We start from the raw sequence: 18,850 nt of genomic DNA, 5'->3' as shown, positions 1-18,850 counted from the left end.
CTGAGTCGTCGCTAAGCCGTCACTGAGGGTGGGTGGGTGGGTGTGACGAGGTGCTCGGTGGGTCCTCTGCAACACCACTTTGTCCGCAGTTATTCGTCGTCTCAGTCCCTGAAAAGACGCTTTCACCGATTCACGGTGCTTCGCGAAGTCACGGAGAGCCACGGAGAACAGGTTTCGTCGGGAGCCGAGGACGGGCGAAGAAATCGGGGCGTCTCGACCGGACGAGACTAACCACGCGCTTGTGTGACGCCCCATGTCAACGAACGGCCAGGAAGTGTTCGGTGAGTATTTGGTAAGTGTTGACACAGACACCATGTTGTCCGCTGTTCTCGGCGAACGTGACCGTGAGGACGAGAGGGCGTGAGACGGGGAACACTCACACCACTTTGTCCGCTGTTCTCGGTGTGAAGCGGTACCCCCCGTGGTCGTGAGTCGGTTCCCAGTCGTCGGTTTCCAGTCGGTCGGATTAGTTTAGAGACTTGGGTAGGTGAACGAAAGGGGCTGCCTCCGAACAACCCACATACAGCTAGTATAATTGACTGTATTACGGACTTAGTTTAAGTTACACTATAATAAATCTTTCTCTATATCAGAACAAACGATTCCGTCCACTTGTTCCACCGGTTACCTTCGTCTCCCAGAACAGCGGACAAAGTGGAGGGGGTGTGTTCCCGCCCGAGTATATAAAGAACGAGAACAGCGGACACTCCGGACGCGGTGGTTTTATCAATGAAGTGGCCGAACCGTGGTAGTATGCCCCTATTCGAGCGGGACACCGAGATCTATCGGGACCGGGACGCCCTTCGTGAGGACTACCAGCCCGAGGAACTCGTGGGGCGTGACGAGGAACTCCGCACTTTTCAGGCCGCACTCCAACCGGTCATCAACGGCGAACAGCCCAACAACATCTTCCTCTACGGGAAGACCGGTGTTGGCAAGACCGCCGCGTCGCGGTACTTACTCGGTCACCTCCGCGAGGACGCGAGCCACTACGACGACATCCATCTCACCGTCGTCTTCCTGAACTGCGACGGACTCACGAGCTCGTATCAGATTGCGACCCGTCTCGTCAACGAGTTCCGGTCGGAGTCGAACCAGATCAGCACGACGGGCTACCCGCTCGGGTCCGTCTACGAGATGCTCTGGCAGGAACTCGACGACTGCGGCGGGACGATAATCATCGTTCTCGACGAAATCGACCACGTCAACGACGACAGTATCCTCTACCAACTCCCGCGGGCCCGGGCCAACGGGAACCTCGACGTCGCGAAAGTCGGCCTCATCGGCATCTCCAACGATTTCTCGTTCCGCGACGACCTCTCGCCGAAGGTCAAAAGCTCCCTGTGCGAACAGGAGATTCACTTCCCCGCGTACAACGCCAAGAACCTCCGCGCCATCCTCGAACAGCGCGCCAAAGTGGCGTTCCGCGAGGGCGTGCTCGCCGACGAGGTGATTCCGCTCTGCGCCGCCTACGGCGCAAAAGACGCCGGTGACGCCCGCCAGTCCATCGACTTGTTGATGAAAGCCGGCGATTTGGCCCGTGACGACGACACCGACCGCATCGAGGAGGAACACGTGAAACGCGGTCGGCGCGCCCTCGAACGCGGCCGCATCAAAGAGGGAATCAACGGACTGACCGAACACGGCCACCTCGTCCTCTACTCGCTTTTGACGCTCGAACTGGAAGACGAGACTCCGATTCGCTCCCGCGACGTTCGCCCCCGCTACACCCGGTTTACCGAACTCGCCAACCGCGACCCGCTCGTCCCGCGACGGATGCGCGATCACCTCAGCGAACTCGCGATGCTCGGAATCGTCTCTGTCACCGAGCGAAACGAGGGCCGACGCGGTGGGACGTACCGCGAGTACGCCCTCGATATGGACGTCGGACTCATCGTCTCGGCCATGCGCGACACTATCGAACTCGTGGGCGTCCACGAGACGGTCGAACCCTTCCTCGACGGGGAAAAGACGAGCACGCTCGACGATTTCATCGAGCAGTAGGCGACCTCGATTGGGATTACTGCGGACAGAGTGGTGTTGGCTTCGTGGTCGGCCCGTCAGAACGGCTCTCCACCGCATCGGGGAACTGACTGTACTCTGACTCGTCACGCAGAGACGCGTGTTCGGCCGGACGCGACGACTTCTTTTTCTACTTTTCCCCGAGCGGTTGGAACACCACGATGTCCGCAGTAAATCGGCTATTTTCGCCGCTTACTAGAACAGCGGACATCGTGGTGTTCCCGTCTGTTCGGGAGGGATAGTTTCACCGGTAGCGGCCTTCTTCGTGGCTCGCCATCGGCACAACAGCGGACATACTGGTGTTCGATGTCGCGTCTTCCGACGTTCAAAACTAGCGCCTAAATAATCTCTGCGACAACAGCGGACGCCCCGGTGTTCGACGGTCGTTCGTCTCGGCTTCGGTCCCGATCGTCGCCGACTGTTCCGACAGTCGAGTGCGGGCCTCCGTCTCGAACACCACATTGTCCGCTGTTCTTCGGGTGTTCGAGTCGGTTCTTCTCGATTTTCTGCTTCTCACTCACACTATCGAGCGCCGCCACTCGGCTCCCTCGTCGTTATTTGCCGCGCGTCACTCGTCTCGCGTTTCGAGGACGGCATCGGCGATTTCCTCGGGGTACTCGGCGGCGACGCGGACGAGCGCGTCGTGGAACTCGCGGCCGGTCAGGTCGCGCACGTCGTGTTCCCGGCGGAGGAACGACTCGACTTCGAACTCGGCGTCGTCCAGTCGGTCGAGCGTCTCGGTTCGGACGTAGATGCTCTTCGCGGTCGTCGCCTCGAACTCGAACGCCGGCCCGCCTTCCGCTTCTGCCGTCTGTCCCGTCTCGTCGGCGACTTCCGCGCTCTCTTCTCCCGTGTCCGACTCGGCCGCTTCCACGGCCTCGTCGAGTTCTTCGCTTTCGTCTAGTTCGTCGTTCTCGTCTAGTTCGTCGCCCTCGTCTAGCTCCTCGCCTTCGTTACTTTCGCCGTCACCTCTCTGCTTCTCGCCGACGCCATCCGATTTCTCGCTCGCGTCTTCCGACTCGGACTCGTCCGCGGTCTCGGATTCGCCCGCTGGTTCGGGTTCCGACTTCTCGGACGCGTCGGGCGCGTCTTCGCCCGGCGTCTCCTCCTCGTCGGATTCCGACTCCGTCTCTGACTCCATCGCTTCGCCGAGGCCGGCGAACCGGTTTTCCTTAGGCATCGTCGGTCCCTCCGCGCTCGACGATTTCCGCGAGTTGGTCGAGTCGGTCGAGCATGTCGTTCGACGGGTCGTACTCTCGGAGGGTCTTCCCGTCGCGCCAGGCGCGACTGAACGCGATTCGGTGTCTGATACCCGGCCCCTTGGAGTCGGGGTCGTCGAACAGGTCCGAGTGGGCGAACGGCGGGATGAACTGCTCGAAGGGTGAGTCTTCGAGGTCGCGGATGATGCGTTTTTCCTCGTTGTTCCCGGTGAGGTCGTTGGGGACGATAGCGAGGATGTCGAGGTCGACCTCGCGGCGAATCGGGCCGATTTGCTGTTCGAACATCCGTTCGAACCCGCTCACGCTCGGTTCGCTCATGAGGAGCGGGACGACGACGTTCCCGGTTCCGATGAGCGCCGCGTCCGACAGCGGGCCGAGGCTCGGCGGCGAGTCGATGACGATGTAGTCGTACTCGTCGTCGAGAAGCGGGTCGACGATTCGGCGCCGGACCCAGAGCACGCCGAACGTCGAGTTCCGAACCCGGTCTTCGATGTCGTCGAGGTCGACGTGGGCGGGGAGCACGTCGAAGCCCTCGCGGTCGCGTATCACTTCGCGCACGTCGATGGGGTCGTCGTCGGTCAACACGTCGCCGACGTTCGGCTCCGACGACTCGTAGGCGTCTTTCATCCCGACGCCCTCGGTCGCGTTCCCCTGCTGGTCGAGGTCGACCAACAGCACGTCGTTCCCCCGCGCGGCGAGCGCGTCGGCGAGGTTGATGGCTATCGTCGTCTTTCCGACCCCTCCCTTCTGGAGGGAGACGCTCACGGCTCGCGACACTTATCGGCCCTCCTGCGGCTTGCGATGTTCACAAATTGTACACAGTCTACGCTGTGTCTGCTGTTTGAGCGGTGCAAACTCCGTCTGAACTGCGGACTGTGCGGACATTTGAGGGGCTCGAACGGACCTTCCGCGGCGTGCCACATAATTTTATCCACGACTTTTGAACCGTTAGGACTGCTTCTACATTCCACACTCTCTACAATTTTTACAATTTCTAAAAATTGTGAGCTCTCGGCTATCGACGCCCGATGACTCGTCTCCGTTCCGACCTGAGACGTCTCTACTTCGCCCGACGTGCCCGATTCTCGAACATCGTCCGAATTTGTGATGTTCTCGCAGCGCACGAATCTCTCGCGGTGCAGACCATCTATAGAATCCACAATTTCTACAATTTGTGTACTGTCTGCAAACTCTACAACTCGGGAACAGTACGAACTTCGCAAGCGGTGCAAACCGCGTGAGCGGTTTCGACTGCCTCCGCTGTTCGCACTCTCCTCACGGCTTCCACCGTGCTCGAAGTTCACACCGTCTCGGCAGTTCACCTTGCTTTCACAGTCTCCGACGCCTTCGCAGTCCGTACTGTCTCCACGGTTCACGCCGCCCGCACAGTCCGTCAAGTTTCGACTGTTCGAACGTCGTCTCCGGCCGGCATCCGACTCGCCCCGACACCGAAGAAAAGCGATTATTCAGCGCCGCTAGACAGCAGATACTGCGGACATAGTGGTGTACCTCCCGGCGGTCGCGTCCGGCTCAGTTGGCGAGTTTGTCGGCGAACTTCTCGCGGACCTTCTCGATTTTCGGACTCGCGTGGAACTGGCAGTACGCGTCGTCGGGGTTCTTCTCGAAGTAGTCCTGGTGGTACTCCTCGGCCTCGTAGAACGTCTCCAGCGGGACGAGTTCCGTGACGACCTTGTCGTCGTACTCCTCGTCGAGGGCCTCGATGTAGGCCGACGCCTGTCGTTCCTGGTCGTCGTCGTGGAACAGGACGATAGAGCGGTACTGCGTCCCCACGTCCGGCCCCTGTCGGTTGAGTTGGGTCGGATCGTGGACCGCGAAGAACACTTCGAGCAGTTCGTCGTAGCCGACGACTGCGGGGTCGTAGTCGACCTGCACGACTTCGGCGTGGCCGGTGTTCCCCGAACAGACCTGCTCGTAGCTCGGGTTTTCCGTCTGGCCGCCGGCGTAGCCCGACGTGACCTCGCTGATGCCGTCGAGTTCCTTGAACGCGGCTTCGACGCACCAGAAACAGCCGCCGCCGAACGTCGCTGTCTGCGTGCTTCCCATACCCCCGGTTACGTCGCCGGGGAATTAAGCCCCGCGGCGGGGGCAGTCGCGGCCGAGGTCTGCGTCGTGGTCGCCCCTACACCCCTCCCCGGACTGGCGCTCCGAGATGAACGCCGCCGGTTAGGGTGTTCTCCGTCGGGGCGGTGCATTTTCCCAACGAGAATGTACGCGAAGCCAACATTTATCCCGGCCCGTCTGTCAGCAATTACCATGGAAGACGTATTCGTCGCGAGACTCATGTCCACGAACCTCCACACGGTCACCCCAGACACGCTCGTCGAAGACGCGGCGCAGTTGATACTCGACAACAACATCAGTTCGGTCATCGTCGTCGACGAGGACAACCGACTCGAAGGCATCTTGACGACGACGGACTTCGTCGACATCGTCGCCAAGAGCCAGCCGAAAGCGCAGACGACCGTCGAGCGGTACATGACCACCGACGTCATCACCGCGGGAGCGCAGGACTCCATTCTCTCAGTCGCGGAGTCGATGACCGAACACGGCTTTCACCACATGCCCGTCGTCGACGACGAGGAGGGCGTCATCGGGATGATTGCCACGTCGGACCTCGCCGCGTACCTCTCGCAGACCGGGCAGTTAGCGCGGTCGTAGCGTCGTCGCGCGCGCTCCGGTCGGGGAGCGCGCTTCGCTACTCCACCTGTTCGGAGAGGCTCTCAACGATACTCGCCAGCCGCGGGTCCGTCGCGTGGCCGTGGTGGACCGCGAGGGGCGAGACGCTCACCTCGCCGTCGACCATCGCGCGGCGGTCGCTCCCGACCGGATAGCGGTCGCGGTGTTCGTCGTCGAGCGGGAACGGGTTCTCGAAGCCGACGGAGTCGGGCCACGAAACGTCCTGTAGTCGGACGTAGACCTCGCCGTCGTCGAGGTCGTGTTCGCGGTCGCCGTCCGGGAGCACATCGGCGTCGGCGTGGTGGTCGACCTGCTGGTCGTAGTCCGCGAAGGGGCTGGTCACGCGCATCCGGGGGTTCGGCACGTCCGCCGGGGCGTTGACGTTCAGGAGGTCGACCTCGTCGAACACGTCGGTCCCGAAGACGCGCTCGGTCAGGGCGCGAGCGACCCGCGCGGGGCGGGAGAAGTCGTACTCTTCGGGCGGGTGGCAGAAGAAGTCCCGCGCGTGGTAGCTGGAGACGGCGATGGCCGGCGTCCCGAGGAACGCCGCCTCGACGCCCGCGCCGACGGTCCCCGACCGGCCGACGACGTAGTTGCCCGCGTTCGGTCCGTCGTTGATACCGGAGACGACGATATCGAAGTCGGCGTCGAGGCCGCGGAGGCCGTAGGCGACGCAGTCCGCGGGGGTTCCTTCGAGGGCGTACCCCCACGGGTGGTCGCGGCGGACCGCGTGTTCGTTGCGGGCGCGACCGACGCCGCTTTGGTTCTCGGCGGGTGCGACGACGGTCACGTCGCCGACGGCGGTGAGTTCTTCGCGCATGGCGGCGATGCCGGGCGCGTCGATGCCGTCGTCGTTGGTGAGGAGGATTCGAAGCGAGGACGGGGTGTCAGTCATCTAGTCGTGGGTCTCTGTCGGTCGCCGTAGCTATTCCGGATTTTGAGCCGACGGCGTCGCCGACTCCTCTCCCATCGGCGTAAGCGGGTCGTACTCCACCTCGTCGATGGTGGCCCGCCAGTACGACAGGTCGCCCGACGGGAGGTTCCACGCCACCTCGGCCGCCGTTGGCACGCGAATCCCGCCCACTTCGCGGTAGTCGCGGAACTGTCCCGTCCACGGGCACCGCTCGTACTCGCCGTCCCCCGTCTCGCGCCACCGGTCCGCGGTGACGCGCACTAGTTCGTCGTTCTCGTCGAAGTGGCACACGACGGTCGCGGTAGACCCGCGGTAGTCGAGCGTCGCGCGGGCCGAACGGTCGTCTCTCGGCTCCCACCTGACGCCGTGACCGGGGAGAAACGCGGTCGGGAACCAGGCCATCTCGGCGAGGTGGCGCGAGAGTTCGCCCTCGTCCAACTCGGGTGACGGTGGGGCGTCCGCGACGGTGACCGCCGAGAGTAGCTTCGCTTTCAGCGTCCCCGCGCCGCCGACGAAAGCGTCCACGACCCGGACCGGCAGGAACGGCGCGAGGTCGATTCGGGCGTCCCAGACGAACCCCGGCGGGTCCACCGTGTAGTGCTGCGTCGCCGTCATCGGCTTCCACGGCGAGTCGGCGTCGCCGAGTCTGAACTCGCCCGTCTGGCGGAGCCGACCCGACTGGACGTCGGGGTACTCGTCTGGTAGCACGCGTTCGAGATACCGTCGAACCGGAGCGGGGAGGTCGCTGATATCGGTCGGGTCTGTCGACCCCGCGTCGTTCGTGGTCGATTCGGCCTGTTCTCGCCGGAGCGCATCGAGCAGTCGCGCGGCCGTATCGTCGGCGCGCGCCCGGATTGCGACGAGGAGAGCGCCGACGGCGAGCGCACCGCCGACAAGCGCGAGGCCGAGTCGTCCGAGCGTTCGTTTGTATGACATACCGAACGGTACGCGAGAGAGAGATATGAGCCTCGCCGTGACTCTCACGGTCTGACGCCGACCGCTTCCGACCGCGGGTGGTGTCGTCGCTAGCGGCGCTCCCCCGGCCAAATTCCTGTCAACGCGACGTTCATAGAATCGAGACACTCACGAACGTGTGAATATAATTCAAACGATGACTTTATGTAATTAAGTTCGTACTAACGAACGAATGCGCACCGAACCGATGCGGCCGGCATGCCGGGCACCCGCCGACATCGCGGTTAATCTCCCGTTAACTCGTCTGATTTCGGTAGATTCGTCTCCGTCACCGTCGGTGGTCCCGTCCTCGTTGACTGCCGCGACCACCGCGAGCGATGTGGGCTGTCGCCTCCGCCGGTCCGCCTACTCTCCCCGCCGTCGAACCGACCCGAAAGCGCGTCCCGACTGGCCAGCGGACCGACCCGTCTCCCCAAGCGAGGTGGGCGTTGCGTGAGCTCCGTCGGTGGGACCGACGACGTGCCGTGGGACGACGTGGGTTTCGTCATCAGCTCTCGCTACCGTATCTCCGTCCTCAATCGGCTCTCCGAGGGACCGGCGACGCCGACGCAAATCGCCACGGACTCCGAGAGCGCGGTCGCCCACGTCTCGCGGGCACTGCAGGAACTCAGAGACCGCTCGCTCGTGGAGCTTCTCGTCCCTGAACAGCGTCGAAAAGGGCGGGTGTACGGCATCACCGACGACGCCGAGAACATCTGGGACGTCATCCAAACACAGCAGATGACGTGACTGCGGCGGTCTTGCGGCTTTCTCGCGGTCGGTCTGGCGCGTCGTGCGACCGACCAACTCACTTACTCACTTTCACTTCGTCGCGATTCGCTCCGACCCCTTGTTCAGGAGCTGGTAGGTCCGCTTGGCGAGGTTCATTCCGACGCCGGTCGACTCGACGACGTAGTACGGGACGAGTTCGCCGCCGAACTTCGATTTGTAGTTGCAGAGCCGCTCCGTGTTCGCGCCGACGAGGTCGTACTTCGTGACCGACGCGAGCGCCTCGTCCTCGACGATGTCCTCGATGATGGTCCAATGGAGCAGGCTGTTGATGCTGACGCCGTCGTACTCTCCCCGTGCGCCGCCGAGCCAGAAGTAGCCCACCTCGGCCGAGAAGGGGACGATCATCCCGCTGAGATACTCGCCGTCTGGGTCGCGGGCGACGTACACCCGACACCGGTCACCGAGGTTCTCGACCAGCGACTCGACGAACTCCCACGGCATCCCGAACGGTTCGTCCTGCTCGTCGTACCGCGAGACCACGTCGTCGTAGACGACGCGAGCGCCGTCGAGTCCCTCGTCCGCGATGGTGATGTCCAGTTCGCGCGCCTGTCGAATCTCGCGGCGGAGGCTACTGCTGAACTGGGCCTGAATCTCGTCGAGCGAGCGCCCGCCGAGGTCGAGTCGGTAGGTGAACGAGGGCTTGACCGCGAAGCCCGTCCACTCGAACGGGCGGGGGTCGAGATACGCCGGCGAACAGAGCAGGCGGACGAACGTCCGGTTCGAGCGGATGCCGAGTTCCTCGACCACGAGGTCGGCGAACTCGCGGTTCACCGACTCGTAGGCGCTCTGCTTCGGGCTGTTCGGCATCATCACCGGGCCGATGTAGGGAATCGCCATCGACGGCGGCGGCGAGACGACGACCCGTCCGAGGGGGTTTCGGCGGACGAACGTCGGGAACAGCGCGACCGGCTCTTGGCCCTTGAAGACGCCGAACAGGTGCATCTCGCCGTCGAAGTGCTCGTCGATTGCGGCGAGCACCGCGGGGGTGTGGAAGACTTCGGTGCCCGACGAGGGGAGCGCGGCTCCCCACTCGTCGAGGCTCAGGGTTTCGATACGGAGTTGTGACATGTGTCGTGGTGGATGTGGTTGTGTGTTCGTCGGTCGTCGCCGCGGGCGAGTCGCTTTGTCATCGGTGGAGGAACCCCGAGACGAGCCGCGACGGGAGGTTCGTCCCGCTTCCCCGCGACAGCATCTCGATGCCGGGGCCGAGACGGCTCTTGTACAGGTGCGCGATGGTTCTGACCGGGAGCGCTCCGTGTTCTATCTGGTAGAACGTGACGAGTTCGGGGTTGTACTTGCTCTTGTAGCGGTTGAGCCGGCGGTTGTTCGCGCCGACGAGGTCGTAGCGGCGTATCCCGGCGTCCATGCCGTCGCGCATGATGTGCCAGTCCAGTAGGTCGTTGACGTCGATGCCGAAGTCCCGCTGGGGGCGGACGCCGCCGAGCCAGCGGTAGAGCGTGTCCCCGTATTGGAGGACGACAATCCCGCTCACGAACACCCCGTCGTACCGGAAGACGTAGGGCCGGACCTGCCCCGCCGGGAGCGAGTCGTACAGGTCCATGACGAACTGCGGCGGCACGTCGAACGACAAATCCTGTTCCTCGTAGCGGTTTTTCACCAGCGTGAGAATCGAACAGATGTCGTCGCGGTCGCCCACCTCGATTCCCGAGACGAGCTTTCGACCGTCGCGGATGTTCCGGCGGGCGCTCCGACTGAACGACATGAGGAGGTCGTCCTCATCGCGGGTCAGGTCGACGTTGTAGGTGTACTTCGGCGACACGTCACAGCCGCCCCAGAGGAACGTCCGCATGTCGGTGTAGTAGTCGCCGACGCGGACGTGCGTGTAGTTCGGGCCGATGTGTTCGTCCAACCACTCGGTACAGCCGTCGATGAACTGGTTGCGGCGACGCTCGAACTTCCGGCTCTTGATGTTGCCGGCGTCGAGCATCACGGGGCCGAGGTACGGGACGCCGATGTGCGGCGGCGGGGAGAACGCCGTCTTGACCAGCCCCTTCCGAATCTCGAAGACGGGGAACAGCCCGACCGGCTCCTCGGTCTTGTAGCCGACGAGCAGGTGGAGCTTCGAGTTCGAGTACTTCGCCTGCAGCCGTAGCGCCTCGTACTGGTGAAAGAGGCTCGCCTGACTCGACCGCTCGACGTACGTGTCCCACGTGGCACGGTCGCGGTGGTCGAATTCGGTAATCTCGATACTCATGGGCTGGGTGATGAGGGGAGTTCGTACTGCGGTCGTCGCCCTCGACACCCCGGGATGGGGTCGACTCGACTGACTGGTCCAAACCGCACGAGCCGACCGAAATCAGCCGATTCACCGGCCGACGCGGCCGCCCCGTATATCGACCCGCGATCCGGGCGGGCGGCGTCGGCGTGTATCATTCGAAAAGACATTCTCGATCTACTGTGACGGGAGGATGGGGATTTGTTATGAAGCGACTAGCCGGCGTTCGCGCCGGCCTGCCCGCCGTTCAGGGAGTCTCTGCCGCCGCCCGTAGGCGCTCGATACCGTCGGCGTCGATGCCGTAGCCGTGTGTCGGTTCCCCGGAGATTCTGGTGGCGACGTACTCGGCGATGGCGTAGGCCATCCACGCCTGACACCACCGCATGAGCGTCATGCGCTTGGTGTAAAAGCGGTGCTTGCGGAAGTAGAACCGTCCCTCGGACGGGACGTACATGTTCGCCAGCGCCCAATCGATGGCGCGCTCGGCGCGGTCGTACTGCCCGGCGTAGGTGAACACGAGGATGCCCTGCGCCGTCGCGTGGATGTCCCGCGGGTAGGGGTTCTCCTCGTCGAAGTTGGGCGCGCCGTCCTCGTCGAACAGTTCGCGGGCGTAGAAGTCGAGGCCGCGTTCGAGCGTGTCGTCGTACCGACCGCTCCCGACGACCTGCTCGTAGCGCTGGAAGCACTCGACGATGAAGCCGTTGTGGTGGTTGTCCATCGAGAGGTGCGAGGCGCTCGCGGGTTCTCGGTAGTACCACCCGCCGCGGTCGGTCTGCTTGGACGCGACGAAGTCGTACACCTTCTCGGCGCGTTCGAGCAGTTCCTCGTCGCCGAAGTGGTCGTACAGTTCGACGAACAGCCGCGCCCCGATGGCCAGCGCGTTGAGCGTGTAGCTGTCTTTCGGGTGCGAGAGGTAGTAGTCCATGACCGCGCCGTCGTCCTTCGGCCGGTAGTTGAGGTCGTCGAGCATCACGTCCACGGCGGTCTTGGCGATGTCCGGGTAGTCCGGGTCGAACTCCCGGCCCGCGAGGAGCGCCTTGACGCCGTAGGCCGTCGAGACGATGTTCGGTGAGTGCGGAATTCCCGACCGTGGGCCGTTACGGCCGGAGATGTGCTGGATGACGTGGCGGTGACTGCCGGCGAAACCGCTGTAGCCCTTGGCTTGGTTCTCGACGAGCCACTCCGTCAGCGATGCCGCGTCGTCGCGGTACGTCTCTGCCGGGCGGTCGGTGTCGAACCACTCCGCCAACTGGGCCCGGGTCCGATTCGCCATGGCGAACAGCGTGATGCCCTTGAAGTTCCGGCGCTGTTCGACGAGGAACAGCGGGCGGACGTTGACGGGCGAGCGCTTGATGAACTCCTGGACCGCGAGGTTGAACCAGCGGTTGTCGATGGGGACCGAAAGCAGGAGCCTGCTGCTCATGCCGTCGCCGTAGTCCCAGCCCTTGTAGTCGCGTTCGCGGGCGTAGTCGAGCACGTCGTCAAGCACGTCGACGTACCGCTGGAGTCGCTCCGTGTCGGCGTCGTCGTCGCGGTGATACTGCTTCGGTGATGGATTCATGATACAGAATAGCCTCTCTGAGGGGTATTGGCTGTCCGAGAGGAAGCCCGCTGGCGGCTTTGTTATGGGGCCGATACCGACCGACGACGCCGGATTCTACGGAGACAGGGAGTGGTTCGCGCCGCCGGCGGTCGCGCTGTCGGTCGCCCTCTCGTCCGAGTCGTCGCGGGAATCGCGCTCGGCGAGGAACTCGCGGTAGTAGTCGGCGACGGGACCGACCCACGCGCCGCGGTCGAGCGCCCGCTCGACGATGCGGCGGTAGAGCCGGCGGTAGCCGGGGAACTCGTCCTCGTTGAAGTACCGCGGGTGCCACAGCACCGTCATCACGGCGTCGTTCGCCTCGGCCTCGTCCAGGAGGCGCTCGCACTCGATCCACGCCTCGTCGAACGCCGACCCGGGGTCGGGAAGCGACACTTCCATCAGCGTCAGCGGGAAGACGACAAAGTCGTCGTCGAAGGGTCTGAACGGCCGGTAGCCGTGTTGGAAGCCGTTTTCCGAACTCGACCCGGGGCTGGCGTCGTACTTCAGACCGAGTTCGCGGTGGTAGCGCCACGTGTTCGGCCCGAGTTTGAGGTGGTGCTGGCGGCCGCCGACGACTTCGTGACCGAGCACCGCTTCGAGTTCGCGCTTTTCCGTTCGGAGGCGGTCGAAGTCGTCGCACGACCGGAACGAGCCGTGGATGCCGACCTCCCAGCCGCCTGCGTCGAGGTCGCGGACGGCGTCGGCTATCGACGCCGAATCGAGGTCGTACCGGCCGAGGTGTTCGACCCAGTTCTTCGGTTCGAGCCAGTCCGAGAGCGACCCCGTTTCGAGGAGGCTCGGCTCGTTGAGGAAGTAGAACGACGAGCGGACGCCGAGGTCGCGTTCGAGCGCCATGATATCCTCGAACTGCCAGTAGGGGTTCTCCCGTCGGAGGAGCGTCCGGAGATGGTAGCCGGGGTTCGACTTCGCCGCGTAGTACAGCCCCTGATACGTCTTGTACGGGCGGTCCACGTCGTGGGTCAGACAGACCGCGAAGCCGGGGCCGGATTCGCTCGGTTCCGTGCGGGTCACGCGGAGGTCATCTCGCGTATCTGAATCTCCCTTCTTCTCACGCATACTCGTACTCCGAGAGCGCGGCGACGATTCGCTCGGCGGCGCTCCCGTCGCCGTACAGCGAGGGTTTTTCGGGAAGCGGGTCGTCGTCGGCCAGCGCCGCCCGAATCGCGGTCGCGTCCGCGCCGACGAGGACGTTCCAACCGGCGTCGACGGTCTCGACCCACTCGGTTTCGTCGCGGAGGGTGAGACACCGGGTGTCGAGGTAGAACGCTTCCTTCTGGACGCCGCCGGAGTCGGTGGCGACGCGCTCCGCGCCGTCGAGCAGGCGGACGAAATCGAGGTAGCCGACCGGCTCCACGAGGACGACGTTCTCGGCGTCGGCGAGCCGCGACCAGAGGCCGCTGGCTTCGAGCGCCCCCTCGGTCCGCGGGTGGACCGGGAACACGACCGGGAGTTCCGACGACGCGAGTCCGTCCACGATGCCTTCGAGGCGGTCGCGGTCGTCGGTGTTGGCGGCGCGGTGGACCGTCGCGAGGACGTACTCCCCGTCTCGGAGGTCGAGGTCGGCGAGTATCGACGACCGCTCGCGAGCGGTTTCGCGGGCGCGAAGGACGGCGTCGTACTGCACGTCGCCCGTCACGGAGACGCCGTCGCGGATGCCCTCGGCCGCCAGCGTCTCGGCGGCCGATTCGGAGGGCGCGAACAGCAGGTCCGAACAGTGGTCGGTGAGCACGCGGTTGACCTCCTCGGGCATCTCCCAGTTGTGGCTCCGCAGGCCGGCCTCGACGTGCGCCAGCGCGGGCTCGCGCTTCGAAGCCACGAGCGCCGCCGCGAGCGTCGAGTTGGTGTCGCCGTAGACGAGCACCACGTCGGGGGCCTCGTCGGCGACGACGGCGTCCAGTCGGGTCATCATCTCGGCGGTCTGGGCGGCGTGGCCGCCCGAGCCGACGCCGAGGTTGTAGTCCGGCTCCGGGATGTCGAGTTCGTCGAAGAACACGCCCGACATCGACTCGTCGTAGTGTTGGCCGGTGTGGACGAGCACCTCGTCGTGGTCGCGTCTGAGCGCGTCGGAGACGGGGAACGCCTTGATGAACTGCGGGCGCGCGCCGACGACCGAGAGCACTTTGAGACGGCTCATCGCCCCGGCCCTCCGTGCGAGGAGTCGGCCTCTACTGCGACTTCAGCCACCGTCTCGGAGTCGGCGTCGGCCGACGACTCGTCCCGCGGTCCGCCGCCGATTTCGTACACGCGGTGGCCGATGTCGCCGAGGGTGCCGCGGCCGTCGACGACGACGAGGTCGTCGAAGGCGGTCCAGTCGATATCGTCGAACTCCTCGTGCGGCGTGACGACCACGGCCGCGTCGATAGCGCGGGTCGGCAGGTCGGCGAGCGAGACGGGGGCCGCGCCGAAGGACGCGACGACCTCGTCGGAGAGCATCGGGTCGACCGCGAGGACGGTCGCCCCGAGTTCGTTCAGTCGGTCGATGACGCCCGCAGCGGGCGTCGCGCGGGTCTCGGCGACGCCGGGGCGGTAGGTGACACCGAGGACGGCGACGGTCGCGCCTTCGATGTCGCGTCCCGCCGCGGCTAACTCGTCACGGAGCTTGTCGGCGGTGAACGTTGGCATGCTGTCGTTGACCTCGCGGGCGGTCAGGAGCAGGGGCGTCTCGGCCGCCACTCGGCTCGTGATGAAGTACGGGTACCACGGGATGCAGTGGCCGCCGACGCCCGGTCCGGGCGCGTGGATGTCGCAGTACGGCTGGGTGTTGGCCGCGTCGATTGCCTCGGTCACGTCGATGCCGAGGTCGTCGCGGAGCCGCGCGAGTTCGTTGGCCAGCGCGATGTTCACGTCGCGGTAGACGCCCTCGAACAGTTTCACGGCCTCCGCGGTCGTCGCGTCGCGCACGGGAATCACCTCGTTCGCGGTTAGCTCGCCGTAGACGAGCGCCGCGACGCGGGTGCTCTCGGCGTCGACGCCGCCGACGATTTTCGGGTGCGACTCGGTGATGTCGCGGAGCGCCCGGCCCGACGAGGTCCGCTCGGGGCAGAACGCCACGCCGAACTCGCCGGCCGAGAGGCCGCTTCGGTCCGCGAGGTACGGCACCACGAGGTCTTTGCTCGTTCCCGGCGGCACGGTGCACTCGACGACGACGAGGTCGCCGGGCGCGAGCCCCCGCGAGATGCTGTCGAGGACGGCCTCGAACGCCGCGAGGTCGGGTTCGCGGTCGTCGGTCAGCGGGGTCGGAACGATGATGACGTGAATCGCGGCTCCTTCGGCCGCGGCGACGCCGTCGGTGGTCGCCCGAAGCGCGCCGCGTTCGGCCTGCTCGGCGACTAATTCGGGGAGTCCCGGTTCCTTCGCCACGTGGCACTCGCCGTCGTTGACGCCGCGGACCACGTCTTCGCTGATGTCGACGCCGGTGACGTTGCCCGTCGCGCGGGCGTAGACGGCCGCCAGCGGGAGGCCCATCTTGCCGAGGCCGTACACCGCGACGGGGACCTCGCCGGCGCGCAGGGCCCGCGTCTGTTCGTCGGGCGAGCGGTCGGAGCCGTACAGTCCGGGTCGTTCCCGGCTCATTGCCGGCCCTCCGGGGTCTCCGTCGTCTCCGTGGTTTCCGCGGTCTCGACGCTCTGAACCGTCGATTCGGCGTCGGCCTCGATGCGTCGAGCGAGGTCGATGGCGCGCAGGCCGTCGGCCGGCGACACGAGGACGGGGCCGCCGTCGGTCGCTGCGTCCACGAACGCCTGTAGCTCGCGCTTCAGCGGCTCGCCGGTGTTAATCATCGGCTGTTCCATGACCACCTCGTGGCGGTAGCGGACGCCCCCGTTGTCCCGGAGGTAGTCCGGCCGCGACTGGCGGAAAATCTGGACCGACTGGTTCAGGTAGTCCACCCGGATGAGCCGGTCGCGCGCGGTGATGTCGAGGGTCCGCGTCTTCTGCTGGGTAAGCCGACTCGCCGTGAGCGAGGCGATGACGCCGTTCTCGAAGGTCACCTGCGCCGTCGCGTACTGCTCGTCGGGCGTGGCGGTCGCGGCCACGCGGTCGATTTCGGCGTCGACCAGCGAGAGCACCACGTCGATGTCGTGAATCATGAGGTCCATGACGACGCCGTCGCCCATCTCGCGGTTCAGCGGCGGGCCGAGCCGGTTCGCGGTGATAGCGATGGGTTCGACGCCGTCGAGGAGGTCGGGGAGGGCGCGGACGGCCGGATTGAACCGCTCGATGTGGCCGACCTGTAGCACGACGCCGCGGTCCTCCGCGAGCGCGGCTAACTCCGCGCCGACGCCGAGGTCGTCGACGAAGGGTTTCTCGACGAGCGCGTGGACGCCGGCGTCGATACACTGCCGGGCGACCGACGCGTGGTAGGGCGTCGGCACCGCGACCGTCACCACGTCGACGTGTTCGAGCAGGTCCTCGATTCCGTACGCGTCGGTGCCGAAGTCGGCGGCGACCTCGGCGGCGCGGTCCGCGTCCGCGTCGGCGACGCCGACCAGTTCGACGCCGCGAAGCTCCGCGTAGACCCGCGCGTGGTTGGTTCCCATCGACCCGACGCCGATGACGCCCGCTCGGACCGGGCGCTCGCGACCGCCGTCGGTGCGGAGTCCGTCGGGTTCTCGGCTCACCTCGCCACCTCCGCGTAGTTGGCGACCGCAGTCCCGACGCGCTCCACGTCGGCCTCGCTGAGTCCGGGGTGGACCGGCAGCGAGAGCACCCGTGCCGCGGCTTCCTCCGCGACGGGGGCCGACACCGCGAGATGTTCGTAGGCGGGTTGCTTGTGGACGGGCTTTGGGTAGTAGACGCCCGTGGCGATGCCCTTCGCGTCGAGGTACGATTTGAGGGCGTCGCGCTCGATACCGTCGCAGGCGACGGTGTACTGGTGGAAGACGTGGGTCCGGTCCGACGGCGTGTGGGGCGTCGTGACCGGCGAGCCTTCGAGGTACTCCGTGAGCGCGGCGGCGTTCGCCTGTCTCGCGCGAGTGAACTCGGGGAGGCGTTCGAGCTGGACCCGGCCGATGGCCGCGGCGATGCTCGTCATGCGGAAGTTGTGGCCGACTTCGGCGTGTTCGTAGCCGGAGACGCGGCCGTGGTCCACGAACCGGGCGGCGCGCTCGGCGACGTCGGCGTGGTTGGTCGTAATCATGCCGCCCTCGCTCGTGGTCATGTTCTTCGTCGGGTAGAACGAGAAGCACGCGGCGTCGCCGAAGGAGCCGACGCGCCGTCCCTCGACTTCCGCGCCGTGGGCCTGCGCGGCGTCCTCGACGAGCAGGAAGTCGTACTCGTCTGCGAGCTCCGTGAGCCGCGTCATGTCCGCCGGGAGGCCGTAGAGATGGACCGCGATGACCGCGTCCACCTGCTCGCCGGCCCGGAGTCGCGCTTCGAGCGCGTCGGGGTCGATGTTGTACGTCCGCGGGTCGATGTCGACGAAGTCAACGTCCGCGCCCGCGAAGGCGACGGCGTTGGCCGTCGCGATGAACGTGAAGGGCGTCGTCAGGACGCGGTCGCCGGGGCCGACGCCGAGCGCGTGGAGCGCGGCGTGGAGCGCCGTCGTCCCGTTCGAGGTGGCGACGCCGTGGTCGGCCCCGCAGTAGTCGGCGAACTCCCGCTCGAAGCCCCGAACCTCGGGGCCGTCGGCTATCATGCCGCTTTCGAGGACGGCCGCGATTCGGTCCCGTTCCGCCGCCCCGAGCTGGGGCGCGGCGATTGAGATGTGGTCTGAACTCATCGTCGTATCCTGTTTTCTCCCCGCAGTTGCTCCGGTAGCTCGCGGTGGACGGCGGGGACGCCCACGGCGAGGGTTCGCGGCGGCACGTCGTTCACGACGAGCGCGCCGGCGGCGACGAACGCGCCCTCGCCGACTGTCACGCCGGGGAGGAGCGTCGCGTTCGCGCCGATAGAGGCGTGGTTCTCGATTATCGGACCGACCAGTTCCGCGTCGGTGCGGACCGGATAGGGGTCGTTCGTCATCACCACGCCCGGCCCGACGAACACGTCGTCGCCGATGCGGGTGTTGGTGGGGATGTAGACGTTCGTCTGGATGCTCACGCGCGACCCGATGGTCGTGGTGCCGTCGACGACCGTCTCGGTCCCGAGGAGGACCTGGTCGCCGATGGTCGTGTGCTCGCGGACGAGGACGTTGTGGCCCGTGACGAAGTCGTCGCCGATGGTCACGTCGTCGTAGACGATGGTGCCGGCGCGAATCCGTGCCCGGTCGCCGATGACCGGGTCGTCGCCGTCGCCGTAGCCGATGGTGACGCCGTCGTCGACGTGGGACTCGACGCCCACTTCGGCGCTCATCGTCGTCCACCTCGCGTCGGTCGCGCTCCGTCGGCCGTCTGTGTCGACTCGGCGGTCGGCCGAATCGACTGGAAAATCTGGAATTTCATATCATGTCGGCGGGGAGTCTGCCTGCCTTAGCG

Annotated in this window: 17 protein-coding genes; 3 read left to right on the top strand and 14 right to left on the bottom strand. The window is 65.6% G+C overall.

Annotated features, from left to right (window positions below; genetic code table 11):
* Nucleotides 1-753 precede the first annotated feature (753 nt).
* Nucleotides 754-2,004, top strand: coding sequence for an orc1/cdc6 family replication initiation protein (locus AUR65_RS07140; protein ID WP_058566187.1), 1,251 nt, complete (start codon nucleotides 754-756; stop codon nucleotides 2,002-2,004).
* A gap of 586 nt (nucleotides 2,005-2,590) precedes the next feature.
* Here AUR65_RS07140 and AUR65_RS07135 read toward each other — a convergent pair.
* The 3 genes from AUR65_RS07135 to msrA form a co-directional block, all read right to left on the bottom strand.
* The gene (locus tag AUR65_RS07135) at nucleotides 2,591-3,202 is read right to left on the bottom strand and encodes a hypothetical protein (RefSeq protein WP_058566186.1); all 612 of its coding nucleotides are present in this window, start codon (nucleotides 3,200-3,202) and stop codon (nucleotides 2,591-2,593) included.
* On the bottom strand, nucleotides 3,195-4,019 hold the full coding sequence (locus AUR65_RS07130) for a ParA family protein (RefSeq protein ID WP_058566185.1): 825 nt from the start codon (nucleotides 4,017-4,019) through the stop codon (nucleotides 3,195-3,197). The genes AUR65_RS07135 and AUR65_RS07130 overlap by 8 nt, the downstream gene beginning before the upstream one ends.
* Before the next feature lie 753 nt (nucleotides 4,020-4,772).
* Nucleotides 4,773-5,306 carry a peptide-methionine (S)-S-oxide reductase MsrA gene (gene msrA / locus AUR65_RS07125; protein ID WP_058566184.1) on the bottom strand — a complete coding sequence of 178 codons (534 nt, stop codon included), beginning with the start codon at nucleotides 5,304-5,306 and terminating at the stop codon, nucleotides 4,773-4,775.
* A gap of 210 nt (nucleotides 5,307-5,516) precedes the next feature.
* Between msrA and AUR65_RS07120 the strand changes: the two genes are divergently transcribed.
* The gene (locus AUR65_RS07120) at nucleotides 5,517-5,921 is read left to right on the top strand and encodes a CBS domain-containing protein (RefSeq protein ID WP_058566183.1); all 405 of its coding nucleotides are present in this window, start codon (nucleotides 5,517-5,519) and stop codon (nucleotides 5,919-5,921) included.
* Nucleotides 5,922-5,958: 37 nt separating this feature from the next.
* Here AUR65_RS07120 and surE read toward each other — a convergent pair whose 3' ends face one another.
* Complete coding sequence (gene surE, locus AUR65_RS07115) at nucleotides 5,959-6,834, bottom strand: 5'/3'-nucleotidase SurE (protein ID WP_058566182.1); 876 nt, start codon at nucleotides 6,832-6,834, stop codon at nucleotides 5,959-5,961.
* 30 nt (nucleotides 6,835-6,864) lie between these two features.
* Nucleotides 6,865-7,788 carry a DUF6920 family protein gene (locus AUR65_RS07110; RefSeq protein WP_058566181.1) on the bottom strand — a complete coding sequence of 308 codons (924 nt, stop codon included), beginning with the start codon at nucleotides 7,786-7,788 and terminating at the stop codon, nucleotides 6,865-6,867.
* Between the two features lie 471 nt (nucleotides 7,789-8,259).
* Here AUR65_RS07110 and AUR65_RS07105 point away from each other — a divergent pair, with 471 nt between their 5' ends.
* Nucleotides 8,260-8,556 carry a winged helix-turn-helix domain-containing protein gene (locus AUR65_RS07105; RefSeq protein WP_058566180.1) on the top strand — a complete coding sequence of 99 codons (297 nt, stop codon included), beginning with the start codon at nucleotides 8,260-8,262 and terminating at the stop codon, nucleotides 8,554-8,556.
* Nucleotides 8,557-8,628: 72 nt separating this feature from the next.
* Here the strand turns inward: AUR65_RS07105 and AUR65_RS07100 are convergent, their stop codons facing one another.
* From AUR65_RS07100 to AUR65_RS07055, 9 genes are all read right to left on the bottom strand, one after another.
* Nucleotides 8,629-9,666 carry a lipid II:glycine glycyltransferase FemX gene (locus tag AUR65_RS07100; protein ID WP_058566179.1) on the bottom strand — a complete coding sequence of 346 codons (1,038 nt, stop codon included), beginning with the start codon at nucleotides 9,664-9,666 and terminating at the stop codon, nucleotides 8,629-8,631.
* Between the two features lie 58 nt (nucleotides 9,667-9,724).
* Nucleotides 9,725-10,813, bottom strand: a complete 1,089-nt coding sequence (locus tag AUR65_RS07095; protein WP_058566178.1) for a lipid II:glycine glycyltransferase FemX — start codon at nucleotides 10,811-10,813, stop codon at nucleotides 9,725-9,727.
* 268 nt (nucleotides 10,814-11,081) lie between these two features.
* Nucleotides 11,082-12,395 (bottom strand): hypothetical protein, encoded by a 1,314-nt coding sequence (locus tag AUR65_RS07085; RefSeq protein ID WP_058566177.1) that lies wholly within the window; start codon nucleotides 12,393-12,395, stop codon nucleotides 11,082-11,084.
* 96 nt (nucleotides 12,396-12,491) lie between these two features.
* Nucleotides 12,492-13,493 carry a polysaccharide deacetylase family protein gene (locus AUR65_RS07080; RefSeq protein ID WP_199180572.1) on the bottom strand — a complete coding sequence of 334 codons (1,002 nt, stop codon included), beginning with the start codon at nucleotides 13,491-13,493 and terminating at the stop codon, nucleotides 12,492-12,494.
* Entirely contained in the window at nucleotides 13,486-14,571 is a 1,086-nt protein-coding gene (gene wecB, locus AUR65_RS07075) for a non-hydrolyzing UDP-N-acetylglucosamine 2-epimerase (RefSeq protein WP_058566175.1), read from the bottom strand. The genes AUR65_RS07080 and wecB overlap by 8 nt, the downstream gene beginning before the upstream one ends.
* Nucleotides 14,568-16,010 carry a nucleotide sugar dehydrogenase gene (locus AUR65_RS07070; RefSeq protein WP_058566174.1) on the bottom strand — a complete coding sequence of 481 codons (1,443 nt, stop codon included), beginning with the start codon at nucleotides 16,008-16,010 and terminating at the stop codon, nucleotides 14,568-14,570. Before AUR65_RS07070 ends, wecB begins: the two co-directional genes overlap by 4 nt.
* Nucleotides 16,007-17,056 (bottom strand): Gfo/Idh/MocA family protein, encoded by a 1,050-nt coding sequence (locus AUR65_RS07065; protein ID WP_058566173.1) that lies wholly within the window; start codon nucleotides 17,054-17,056, stop codon nucleotides 16,007-16,009. The genes AUR65_RS07070 and AUR65_RS07065 overlap by 4 nt, the downstream gene beginning before the upstream one ends.
* Complete coding sequence (locus AUR65_RS07060) at nucleotides 17,053-18,156, bottom strand: DegT/DnrJ/EryC1/StrS family aminotransferase (protein ID WP_058566172.1); 1,104 nt, start codon at nucleotides 18,154-18,156, stop codon at nucleotides 17,053-17,055. Before AUR65_RS07060 ends, AUR65_RS07065 begins: the two co-directional genes overlap by 4 nt.
* Nucleotides 18,153-18,728 (bottom strand): acyltransferase, encoded by a 576-nt coding sequence (locus tag AUR65_RS07055; RefSeq protein WP_058566171.1) that lies wholly within the window; start codon nucleotides 18,726-18,728, stop codon nucleotides 18,153-18,155. Before AUR65_RS07055 ends, AUR65_RS07060 begins: the two co-directional genes overlap by 4 nt.
* Between the last annotated feature and the right edge of the window lie 122 nt (nucleotides 18,729-18,850).

Origin of the sequence: Haloferax marisrubri (assembly GCF_001469875.2) — an archaeon.
GTDB classification, from domain to species: domain Archaea; phylum Halobacteriota; class Halobacteria; order Halobacteriales; family Haloferacaceae; genus Haloferax; species Haloferax marisrubri.
Note: the sequence above shows the minus strand (reverse complement) of the source record. Positions and strands in the feature narration are given on the sequence as shown.